9 protein-coding genes and 1 pseudogene are annotated in these 10,553 nt (G+C 69.4%); 4 read left to right on the forward strand and 6 right to left on the reverse strand.

Translation table 11 applies throughout. The features are described 5' to 3' along the window. Positions 1-633: 633 nt before the first annotated feature. From ACZ499_RS39870 to ACZ499_RS39885, 4 genes are all read right to left on the reverse strand, one after another. Positions 634-936, reverse strand: a complete 303-nt coding sequence (locus ACZ499_RS39870) for a protealysin inhibitor emfourin (protein ID WP_468682095.1) — start codon at positions 934-936, stop codon at positions 634-636. Between the two features lie 81 nt (positions 937-1,017). Continuing rightward, complete coding sequence (locus ACZ499_RS39875; protein WP_468682098.1) at positions 1,018-2,136, reverse strand: M4 family metallopeptidase; 1,119 nt, start codon at positions 2,134-2,136, stop codon at positions 1,018-1,020. 1,067 nt (positions 2,137-3,203) lie between these two features. Continuing rightward, on the reverse strand, positions 3,204-4,223 hold the full coding sequence (locus ACZ499_RS39880; protein WP_468682102.1) for a zinc-dependent alcohol dehydrogenase family protein: 1,020 nt from the start codon (positions 4,221-4,223) through the stop codon (positions 3,204-3,206). 85 nt (positions 4,224-4,308) lie between these two features. Further along, positions 4,309-4,704, reverse strand: coding sequence for a nuclear transport factor 2 family protein (locus tag ACZ499_RS39885; protein ID WP_468401929.1), 396 nt, complete (start codon positions 4,702-4,704; stop codon positions 4,309-4,311). A gap of 89 nt (positions 4,705-4,793) precedes the next feature. Here ACZ499_RS39885 and ACZ499_RS39890 point away from each other — a divergent pair, with 89 nt between their 5' ends. Then, a complete protein-coding gene (locus ACZ499_RS39890; protein ID WP_468682104.1) occupies positions 4,794-5,369 on the forward strand; it encodes a TetR/AcrR family transcriptional regulator in 576 nt (191 codons plus the stop codon). Between the two features lie 105 nt (positions 5,370-5,474). Here ACZ499_RS39890 and ACZ499_RS39895 read toward each other — a convergent pair. Continuing rightward, a pseudogene (locus ACZ499_RS39895) lies at positions 5,475-6,198 on the reverse strand (dienelactone hydrolase family protein). Between the two features lie 99 nt (positions 6,199-6,297). On the opposite strand from ACZ499_RS39895, the gene ACZ499_RS39900 reads away from it, so the two are divergent. From ACZ499_RS39900 to ACZ499_RS39910, 3 genes are all read left to right on the forward strand, one after another. Then, entirely contained in the window at positions 6,298-6,576 is a 279-nt protein-coding gene (locus ACZ499_RS39900; protein WP_468682106.1) for a polyprenyl synthetase, read from the forward strand. Beyond that, positions 6,566-7,621, forward strand: a complete 1,056-nt coding sequence (locus ACZ499_RS39905; protein ID WP_468682108.1) for a polyprenyl synthetase family protein — start codon at positions 6,566-6,568, stop codon at positions 7,619-7,621. Before ACZ499_RS39900 ends, ACZ499_RS39905 begins: the two co-directional genes overlap by 11 nt. A 97-nt stretch (positions 7,622-7,718) precedes the next feature. Continuing rightward, positions 7,719-8,879, forward strand: coding sequence for an oxygenase MpaB family protein (locus tag ACZ499_RS39910; protein ID WP_468682110.1), 1,161 nt, complete (start codon positions 7,719-7,721; stop codon positions 8,877-8,879). Between the two features lie 716 nt (positions 8,880-9,595). Here ACZ499_RS39910 and ACZ499_RS39915 read toward each other — a convergent pair. After that, positions 9,596-10,030: a VOC family protein gene (locus tag ACZ499_RS39915; RefSeq protein ID WP_468682112.1), complete on the reverse strand. Its 435-nt coding sequence runs from the start codon at positions 10,028-10,030 to the stop codon at positions 9,596-9,598. Between the last annotated feature and the right edge of the window lie 523 nt (positions 10,031-10,553).

The following is a 10,553-nucleotide window of genomic DNA, read 5'->3' on the forward strand; positions in this document are numbered from 1 at the left end:
CAGCGGTCAGGCCCCCACCCTCTGGATACCTCACCTCACCGGCATACCGCAGGGATCATCAAGCGTCACTACCCGACGACAACCCGAAAACCTCACTAACAGGGAGCTGCTGGCCGATCCCGCCTTGCGGCTGGTCACAGTGCCGCCCGCGGACATGGCGGTGCTGCGCCGCTGCGTCTTGATTGCGGCCGGTCTGCGCTGTCCGCCGTCGAGGGTTTGGAAGAGGCAGCAGTGGGCCGGGCGTGCCGGGGTGCGTCGGGGCGCTACGAGCTGCGGCTGACGGGGGCACAGGTGGCCTCCGTGGCACGCGGGTTCTTTCTTGAGCGGTTCGGTGCTGCGACGGCGGTCGGCAACCGATTCGGCCTTGAGTACGGCGTCGTCTAAGGCTCCGGGTGAGGGTGCGCACTGCCGCGACCGCAGCACGGCCGAGTGCTGCATCAACAAGATCAGGGCCTGGCGGAGACAGAACTGCCGTCGGTGGTCACAGCGCATGACCTGGGCCCGGGCGCCTCCTCGAACCCACACTCGTGGCTGACGCGTCCTCGCCATCCGCGGACGCGTCAAACGCTGACCCACCGCGCCCAGCTCATGGCCTCCAGTCATCTCTTCCGCGGCCGCGTGCAAGGACAGGCCTCACTGCTGCGCGAAGTGGTTCTCGAGCCAGCTGAGCAAGGTCGCGAACGCCGGGGACATGGTGGCGTCGGACTGGGTGAGCACGGTCGGGCGGCCGTCGTCTTCCACCGTGATCGTGTAGCTCATCGCGTCCCGGGCGCGGTCGGGCCGTTCCGCCGTGGGCACCGGGGTGGCCCCCGCGACCAGCCGGGCCAGCTCTGCTGAGGCGGTTTTGGGCAGGGTGTCGGTGTCCAGCACCTTGGGCGGGAGGCGGAGGTTGATCGCGGCCGCCTGCCCGCCGTGTGTCTCCAATGTCACCTTCATCGTCCCAACCTCCCGGCCCACGAATCGGCGCTCGTTGCCGTCACGATCGTCCGAGGGTTGGCCCGGATCAACCACCGGGGGTCACTTTTTCCCCTTCAGCGTGGCCACGTCCTTGGCCAGTGCCGTCACCTGGGTGGTCAGTACTCCGATCTGCTTGGTCAAGGCCGCCAGGCCGTCCTGCCGACCCGTGCCGCCGTTCCGGTTGGCCGTGTGGCTACGCGTCCGGGTGACCCCGGCCGGGACCCCGCTGATCTGGATTCCCACTTCCTGCCACGCCGCGAGCACGGCCAGCTGTTCGGCGCTGCCGGCTCCGAACAGTGCCTCGGCCTTCTGGTAAGTGGTGTCCGCGAAATCCTGGAACTGGGTTTCGACGGTAGAGGCCTTGAGTGCTTCGTACCAGATGAGTCCGGCGGCCTCCCACGCGAATCCGCCGATGCCCACTGCCGTGAGATAGAACGCCTTGTTCGGAATGCCGGAGTTGATGTGCACTCCGCCGTTGTCCCCTCTCTCGGTGTCTGGCAGGTGGACGAATTTGCTCATGTGGTCGGGCTGGGGATCCCTGCCGAACAGGGCGTTGTCGTATGCCTGCCCTGGGGTCTTCAGCGATCGCAGGGCGTCGGCCTTGATCTTTGGCGTGAAGACCTCAGGTCCGATCAGCCAGTCCGCCTCCTCGGCCGACTGCTTCAGCGACCACTGCTTGACCAGCGACCCGAAGACGTCCGAGATGGACTCGTTGAGGGCCCCGGACTGATGGTGATATGCGAGGGCCGCCGTATTCTCGGTGACTCCGTGCGTCAACTCGTGGGCGATCACGTCGAGGGACCCGGTGAAGTCGGTGAACACCTCCCCGTCTCCGTCGCCGAAGACCATCTGCTGGCCGTCCCAGAACGCGTTGTTGTATTTCGCGCTGAAGTGGACGTACCCGTCCAGACGCATCCCCCGGTCGTCGATCGAATTGCGATTGAACACGTCGTGGTAGAAATCGTGCGTCGTGCCGAGGCCGACGAACGCTCGGTTGACGGAATCGTCTGCGGGCGCCGGTCCGTCCTCCGACCGGGCCAGCACAGCCAAGGGAAGCGACCTGCCGTTCTGGCAGTCGAAGACGGTCCGCCGGCCGTTGCCGGGGGTGGCGGTGCCGGCGAAGGACGCCCGGACGGCCCGCTCACCCCGCAACCCTGCGGTGGTCAGCAAGGTGTCCAAGGCTGCTTGGTGCACCTCGCTCTTTTCACTTCTCAGGAGCTTCTCGAGAAGGAGCGGGGGGATGATGCAACTGAGGCGGCAGGTCCTGGTCATCGCATACCTCGCGTAAGAGAGGAGCGGCGGTAAGGCCTCGCTCATCTGGTCTCTTGTGTGGATTGTTCTTCGTATGTCAGAACAACCACGCCCGCCTCGACTGGCATCGGCCACGGCGACATTTTATCCAGCTTGCCCTCGTCGATCGCGGGCGCCGGGGGCGCCGCGTCGAGGGCGCTGAATCATCGGGAGTGACGGTGTCGCTGTGACCGGAGGATCGCGTCCCACGCGCGGGACGCCACCTGCGTGGAGGGCAAGGTACCTCCCTGCATGCCTGCTCAGCCGTGCAGGGAGTCTTTCCGCCGACTGCGCCGTGCGCATGACTGCAGAGGTGCAAACCGTGTCTACTTCGAGTATCTATTCGATGTCGCCGACGCGCACCTTGAGCGGGGGTTCCGCTCTCCCATGATGACGCCGTATTCCTGGTGCGCGCGGCTGACGGTGGTTGGCGGCCGGAGCGGGCCGAGCGTGAACGGCTGCGGCGGTGAGCTCGATGATCCGGGCTCACAGGTCACGTCCCGCGTGGGCGGCGGTGATCTGCGGACTTGCGCACCACGCACCCGGACAGAAGCCCTGACCCCGCATTCGCTGAACTGCGCTGCCGGCTTCAACCAGCACGAGGCCGGGCTGGATCAGTCCCACCGGAATTCCCGGCAGTTCGTTGTCGATGAGGCCTTCCGCGTGCGCAGACAGCGCGTGCGGGCCCCGGTGACCGGATGGGACGGGACGAGCGGGTGCTCGATGTCGGGACGGGCCGTGAGGCTGCCGGCCGAGGTGTGCCCGAGGACCCAGACGGGGCTGACTGGGGTGGTGGACCTCCCACGTTCACTCCGGTGATCTCCTGTCTCGGGCATCGGCAGACGCCGGCTGCGTACGCGCCCCCGTCTCCGGCGGCGGCTCGCTGCCATTTTGGCGGCGGAGGTGAGACGGATGCCAAGAGTGCCACCGTACGACACCAAAATGGGACGCCAGGTTCAGGAGTGACTGATGATCACCTTGCCGAAGGCGTCGCCGCTGGCGTAGCGGAGGTAGGCGTCCGCGGCCTGGTCGAAGGGGACCACGCTGTCGATGACGGGCCGGATCCCGTGCGTCTCGATGATCGCGTTCATCGCGATGAACTGGGCGCGGCTGCCGACCGCCACGCTGCGGATGGTCGCGCCGGAGGCGAAGACGGCACGGGGGTCGAGCAGTGGGGCGGTCCTGCCGACGAAACCGACGCACGCGATGGTGCCGGCCAGGGTGATGGCGCGGACGGAGTCGTGGAGCAGTCCGGCGACGTCGACGATGCGGTCGGCGCCCCGGCCGTCGGTGAGGGCGCGGACCTCGCCCGCCCAGTCGGGTGTGGCCGAGTAGTCGATGACGGCGTCGGCGCCGAGGGCGCGCAGGCGTGTGGCTTTGGCGGGGCTGCTGGTCGTGGCGATCACGCGCGCTCCCAGTGCCTTGGCGAGTTGGAGTGCGAAGAGGGAGACACCACCGGAGCCCTGCACCACGACGGTGTCGCCCGGGCGGACGCCGGCTCCGTCGCCGGTGAGTGCGTTCCAGGCGGTGACCGCCACGCAGGGCAGTGTGGCGGCTTCCTCGTACGTCAGGTGTGCGGGGACGGCGACGAGTGAGCCCGCGTCGACCAGGGCGAACTCGGTGAGCATGCCGTCCAGCGAGCCACCGCGCTGCGCGAGGTGCTCGGCGCCGAACGGCCCGTCCTGCCACGAGGGGAAGAGGGTGGCCGCGACGCGGTCGCCGACGCGCACCGCATCGACGCCCGCGCCGACCGCGACCACTTCGCCCGCGCCGTCCGAGACGGGGACGACGTCGGGTCTGACCGGCAGGACGTACGTCCCGTCGAGCACCATGAGTTCACGGAAACTCAGGGATGTCGCGCGCACCGCCACCAGCGCCCGGCCGGGGCCGGGCACGGGGATGGCGTGCTCGCGGATGGCCAGGCCGGACAGTCCGGCCCCGCTGTGTGAAAGGTGGTAGCTCCGCATCGGGGTCATGCCTTTCGGTGTCGTACGACGTGGGTGGAGGCGCTCGCAACGGGAGGGGTGCGGGCCTGGGTGGTACGGACGTCGGCCCGGGGCGTCACGCGGCGTCGGACTCCGAAGCCAGCGGGACTTCTCCCGCGGTCTTGCTGAAGCCGAGGGCCTCGACGATGCGGCCGTCGATGACGCGCATGATGTTGACGCCGCTCACCCAGTCGTGGGGGCCGTTCCCGAACCGGTAGTTCCACAGGATCGTGGCGCGGTCGCCCGCCACGATCACCTCCTGCGGCATGAACTGCGAGGTGCGGTCGTCGATGAGCGCGGTCCACCATGACGTACACGCCTCGCGGCCGACGACTCGCTCTCCGGTCGGTGCGGGCTGGACGCTCTCCATGACGCAGTCCTCGGCGACCAAGTCGGCCAGAAGACCGGCCTCGTGGTCGGTGAACGCGCGGTTGAAGAGCTCGATGACGCGGGCAGTGCTGCGTACGGACATGAATTCCCCTCGGAAGAGATAGACCGTTCGGTCTACACATATAGATAGACCGGTTGTTCTATTGAGTCAAGGGCTGGCACAATCACGTCATGACCACTTCCGCCAAGCCGGGTCCCCGCGAACGACTGCTGCTTGCCGCCCAGGAGTTGACCTACACCCAGGGCGTCGGCGTCGGCGTGGACGCCCTGCTCAAGGCGGCCGGTGTCGCCCGGCGTTCGCTGTACGAGCACTTCGCAGGCAAGGACGGACTCATCGCCGAGATGCTGCGCCGCAGCACCGCCGAGGACGAGGAGCAGTACCGCGCGACGATGGCCGCAGCGGGCGACGACCCCCGAGCCCGGCTCCTCGCGGTGGTCGACCGGCTCGGCCGCATCGCGTCCGACCCCGACTTCCACGGCTGCCGGTACCTCGCCGCCGACCTCGCACTGTGCGACCCGGACCACCCCGCACACGAGGTCACCCGGGCCTACCGGCGTGCCGTCCACGCCCTGTTCGCCGACGAGTTCGTCGCCCTGGGGCACGCGCGGCCGGAGTTCGCCGCCGATCAGCTGCTCATCCTCGTCGACGGACTGCTCGCCGCCGGTGCGACCCGCCCCGACAGCCGGCCCGCCGCCGCATCGCGTGAACTCGCCGAGCACATCATCGACTCCGGGCTCCGCCCCTGAGCCCCAGCCGAAGCCCGAACGTGCCCACCCCTTGCCTGGCGGGCAGGCATCTTGGCGGTGCGGGGCATCGCCTGAGCTGGAGGTGCGGCATGGACGGTTCGGCTGTCACGGTCGGTGTCCGCGACCGGGGCGGCGAGAAGGCTGTCCTGACGCTCCAGCCCACTCCGTTACGGGCAGGCACTCGGCGAGCAGGTCGACGATGTCGCGCCAGGCACGCTGCGCGTGCTGCGGGTGGTAGCCGATGCCGGGGACCACGGCATGGTCGACCGGCGGGTGGTGGAAGGCGTGCAGGGCTCCGCCGTAGACCACGAGGCGCCAGTCGACGCCCGCGGCCTGCATCTCGGCGGCGAAGGCGTCCCGTTGCCCAGCGGGCATGATCGGGTCCTGTGATCCGACCCCGGCCCACACCGGGCAACGGATGCGCGCCGCCTCGCCCGGTCTGCCCGTGGTCAGTGCGTTGACCGTCCCGATCGCGCGCAGGTCGACGCCGTCGCGCCCGAGTTCCAGCGCGATCGCGCCCCCGGTGCCGTAGCCGACAGCGGCGATCCGGTCGGGGTCGGTCCGCGGTTCGCGGTTCGCCGAGCAGGACATCGAGTGCCGCGTGGCCGATGCCCCGCATCCGGTCGGGGTCGGCGAGCAGCGGGGTCACGCGCGCCAGCATCTCCTGTGGGTCGTCGTTGAACCAGCGCCCGCCGTGGAGGTCGAAGGCCAACGCCACGTACCCCAGTTCGGCGAGGGCGTCGGCCCGGCGGCGCTGGAAGTCGTTCAGGCCCGGCCCCTCGGGCCCGATCAGGACGTATCCGTACGGTCGACCGATGTGATCACTCAATCGTGAGTTCTTCCGCTCTCGCGCCCGGTGTGCCCCGATGCTTGGAAGGAAGGCGCGTGACCGGCCCCGTCCGGACGGGCAACGGGTGGGGGAGATGACATGACGCAGGAATCGGGACGATGCAGGGGCCTGGACGGCCAGGCGCTGTTACTGGCAGCCGGGCTGGCTGATCTGGCGGTGAGCACGCTGGGCTCGGCCCTGGGAACGGTGCGGGGTCTGCTGCGCCGCTCGGACGCCGCGGAGCTGGCGTCGGAGGCCGAGCACGACCTCATGGCACGTGGGCGCCTGCTGCTGGACCGCTACGCGGCCGCGCCCCCGGCCCACTTGGAGGTCCTCACCCGGCACGCCCTGGCTCGCAGGGCCGTCGATGACGTCTGACCGGTGGGATCCGGACGCGTTCAAGGCCCGCGTCGACGACGTGCTGCGCCGGTTCGTCGCCCAGGAGGCCGAGGAGTTCGCGGCGATCGATCCGGCCCTGGGGTCGGTGGCCGCGAGGCTGGAAGCGGCGGTCACGGAGGGCAAGCGGCTCCGGGCGGCGTTCTGTTACTGGGGCTGGCGTGCAGTGGGACAGCCGGACAGCGACGCGCTGGTGCGGGCGGCCGCCTCCATGGAGCTGGTGCACGCCGCCGCGGTCGTGCACGACGACCTCATCGACGACAGCCCGCTGCGGCACGGGCGGCCCACGGCCCAGGTCGCCCTGCGCGGCGCCGTGGGGCACTGCCCGGACGCCGATGCCGCCGCGTGTTCGCTGGCGATGCTGGTGGGTGACCTGCTGATGGCGCTGGCCGGGCAGTTGTTCGCCACCAGCGGGCTGCCCGCCGCGTATCTCGTCCGGGCCCGTCCGTTGTGGACGGTGATGGCCCGCGAGCTGATCGCGGGGGAGTGCCTGGAGATCCTGCGTACCGGAGCCGGTCCGGACACCGAGGCGTCGTTGAAGGTGATCCGGTACAAGACCGCCAAGTACACCGTCGAGCAGCCCCTGTTGATCGGTGGCGCTCTGGCCGGGGCGGGCGCGCGGCTGCGCGAGGGCTACTCCGCGTACGGGCTGCCGCTGGGTGAGGCGTTCCAGCTGCGGGACGACCTGCTCGGCCTGTTCGGAGACCCGGAACGCACCGGCAAGGCCAATGCCGACGATGTGCGCGGCCAGCGGCCCACGGCGCTGTTGGCGGAGACGTGGCGCCTCGCCGGCGACGGCGAGCGGGAGCTGCTGCGGGCCTTGCTGGGCCGGGGTGACCTGGACGGGGAGGGGCTGGACGCCGTGCGCGAGGTGATGCGCGGGCTCAGAGCGCCCGACCGTATCGAGGACATGATCAGGGCACGGGTCGAGGAGGCTCTCGATGCCCTCCACGCGCTGGATGCGACGGCGCACGCCGCCGCTGCCCTGACCACGCTGGCGCATTCGGCGGCGGTCCGCCTGTTCTGACTCTCGTACCGAGGTGGCGCGGAATCCGTGCCGTCCCTGGGCAACTGGCCCCTCGCGCCGGCCGTGAACGATCCCGTGGAAGACGAGGAACCCTGCCATGACCTACACCGAGGCATCGATGGACGCTCTGCGGGACGCCGGTGACGAACTCGCCGACGCCACCGTCGCCACACTCTTCGAACGCGGGGAGGTGGGCAAGCTCAACACCCTGATGCGCTACGTCTCCACCGTCGGCGCTCCGCTGCCGGACGGGTTGCCCGACGTCGCGCGCGAGTACCTTGAGGCCACCCGCACCCCGCCGGCCTGGGTGGACTGGTCGGAGATGGAGAAGGCCCGGCTGTTCTTCATCGACAACAACGTGCACATCTGCACCGCGCTGTCCTTCGCCTCCATGCCCGCCTGCTACGTCGTTCCGCACGTGGCGAAGCTGCTGTCGGCCACCCACGGGCTGAAGTACCCCTCCAAACGGATGGCGGAGACCGGCCAGTTCACCGTCTACCTGATGCAGCCCGACGCCTTCGAGGCCGGCAGCCGCTTCATCCCCGCCGCCCAGAAGGTCCGCCTCCTGCACGCCTCCATCCGCCACCACCTCACCCGGGAGGGCCGCTGGGACGCCGAGACCTACGGGACGCCGATCTGCCAGGAGGACATGATCGGCGGGCAGATGTTCTTCTCCATGCTCGTGCTGGACAGCCTGCATCGCCTGGGTATCCACATGTCGACGGAGGGTGCGGAATCCTACTACTACGCCTGGCGCGTCGTCGGCGCCATGCTCGGCGTCGACCAGGACGCCGTCCCCAAGACCCTCGACGAGGCACGCCAGTTCCTCGACCTGTACATGATCCGGCACATGGCGCCTTCCGAGGAGGGCGCGCACCTGACCCGGCAGCTGATCGACCTGTACGAGGAAGTGGTGCCGGGAACCTTCTTCGACCCCATCGTCTCCGCCCTCATCCGCTACCTGGTCGGCGACACCTGTGCCGACTGGCTCCAGGTGCCGAACACGCCGTGGGACACCGTCGTCAAGGCCGTGCCCCACCTCCTGGGCGTTCTGGAGACCATCGAGGACCGCTCCCCGCTCGGCGCCTGGGCCCTGGACCGCCTCGGCCACCTCACCAGCGTCCTGGAACTGTCCTCCCTGACCCGAGGACGCGTCATGCACTACGCCATCCCCGAAACACTCAAGAAGGACTACGGCATCGCCGGCGCGGTACCGCGCCCCCACCGGTGGACCCCACCGGCCGCCACCGTCTCTTGACGATCCGCACGCTCAATCCGTCGGGGTCGCACCCGGGGGGGACGTCCGGCCCGCCTCAGTCCAGCCCGCCAGTTCGGCGATCGTGCCGCCGAGCACCCGGTCGCGTACCTCGCCCGGACTCGTGACCCGGTCCACCCCGCCCGAGCCGGGACCAGGTCGCCGTACGGGGCGTGCGAGCCGAACAGGGCCCGGTCCGCGATCTCCGTGATGGTCGGCCGGACCGCGAAGACGATGCCGGCCGTGGACGGCTCCGGGTACATGTCCGGGGTGCCCCGGACCAGCTCGATGGCTGCATCCAGTTGAGGCCACCGAGCTGGCTGACCGCGAGCGGAACCGATGGGCACCGGTCGGCGAGCGGCGCCTGCGTCTTCAGTCCCGGCGACGGCTCGTGAGCGGTGCAGGACGCTGACGACCCCCGGCCCGGCGCGGACGTTTCCGAGCGGCTGCGCAGGGCAGGGCCTCCTCGGACTGCCACAGGCCGCGCCCGGCGTCGGCGGGCTTGGGATCAGCGGCCGGGTGTCCAGCAGTGTGCGGATCACCCTCAGCTGGTCGTCGTTGATGTCGTTGACGCGGTCGGCGCCCACCCCGTACCGGTCCCTGCTCGTGGACACCTCAGGGGGGTTCTGGATCAGGACCGCCTGCGCGCCGCGGGACGGCGAGCCGCGTGATGGCGCACTGCACCAGTCGACTCGCGGAGGTGCCGCGCTCGCGGCCACTCAGTCGAGACAGAACTCGTTGCCCTCGATGTCCTGCATCCCGAGGCACGACTCGTTGAAGCCATCGGCAAGCAGGAGTTGCCCGCGTACCGCGCCGAGCGCGACCAGTCGTGTGCATTCGGCCTCAAGTGCGGCCACGCGCTCTTCACCCACGAGCCCGGTGCCGACCCGCACGTCGAGATGCATCCGATTCTTGACGACCTTGCCTTCGGGAACACGTTGGAAGTACATTCGCGGACCCACACCGGAGGGATCCATGCAGACGAACCCTGAACCCTGACGCTCAGGCGGCAGCGATCGATCGAAATCGTCCCAAGTGGCGAACCCCTCCGGCGGCGGCGGTACGACGTACCCCAACACCTCGCACCAGAAACGAGCGACGCGCTCAGGTTCTGCGCAGTCGAAGGTGATCTGGAACTGCTTGACCGACGTCATCGGGCCATCGTAGAGGCGGGATCTTTCGTCGTCTCCACGGGCCCGCCCCTGGTCGGGCGGTGGCGCATGCGGCCGACTCGTCGCGATGAGTGGGACCTTGAGCCGTGGGATGGCGATCCTGACAGTGTTTCCACTGGAGGAGGTCCTGGCGGACTTCGGGAACGTCGCATGCGCGCAGGTGAGTTGTAGCCACGCCCCAGTACGACGAAGGAACGTACGGGAGGCAACCCGCCCGTGCTCAGCGTCGGCGGTCGTCCGGCGCGAGCAGGCTGGTGACTTCGGTGATCGCTTCCGGGGAGGGGTGGAAATACTTCCGTACCCTCTGCCTCACAGCCGTTCCAGGGCCTCGACGATCCCGTCGTCCGCGACGGACGCCAGTGGCCGGCTCTCGCCGAGCCGTTCGGCGGTCTTGCCCGCCCCATCCCGTAGTTACTGAGGTTTTCAGGGTGGGGTCGGTGGGTTGATAGTCAGGCCGGTCGCGGTGAGGCAGCCGTCGATCAGGTGGGGCTGGAGCTGGATCCTG

Source organism: Streptomyces sp. NPDC031265, from assembly GCF_055570295.1.

What these genes read in the sequence shown, in the direction of transcription:
- ACZ499_RS39870 (WP_468682095.1), bottom strand. Translation starts at nt 936, where the DNA reads ATGAAGGTGACATTGGAGACACACGGCGGGCAGGCGGCCGCGATCAAC.
- ACZ499_RS39880 (WP_468682102.1), bottom strand. Translation starts at nt 4,223, where the DNA reads ATGACCCCGATGCGGAGCTACCACCTTTCACACAGCGGGGCCGGACTG.
- ACZ499_RS39885 (WP_468401929.1), bottom strand. Translation starts at nt 4,704, where the DNA reads ATGTCCGTACGCAGCACTGCCCGCGTCATCGAGCTCTTCAACCGCGCG.
- ACZ499_RS39890 (WP_468682104.1), top strand. Translation starts at nt 4,794, where the DNA reads ATGACCACTTCCGCCAAGCCGGGTCCCCGCGAACGACTGCTGCTTGCC.
- ACZ499_RS39900 (WP_468682106.1), top strand. Translation starts at nt 6,298, where the DNA reads ATGACGCAGGAATCGGGACGATGCAGGGGCCTGGACGGCCAGGCGCTG.
- ACZ499_RS39905 (WP_468682108.1), top strand. Translation starts at nt 6,566, where the DNA reads ATGACGTCTGACCGGTGGGATCCGGACGCGTTCAAGGCCCGCGTCGAC.
- ACZ499_RS39910 (WP_468682110.1), top strand. Translation starts at nt 7,719, where the DNA reads ATGACCTACACCGAGGCATCGATGGACGCTCTGCGGGACGCCGGTGAC.
- ACZ499_RS39915 (WP_468682112.1), bottom strand. Translation starts at nt 10,030, where the DNA reads ATGACGTCGGTCAAGCAGTTCCAGATCACCTTCGACTGCGCAGAACCT.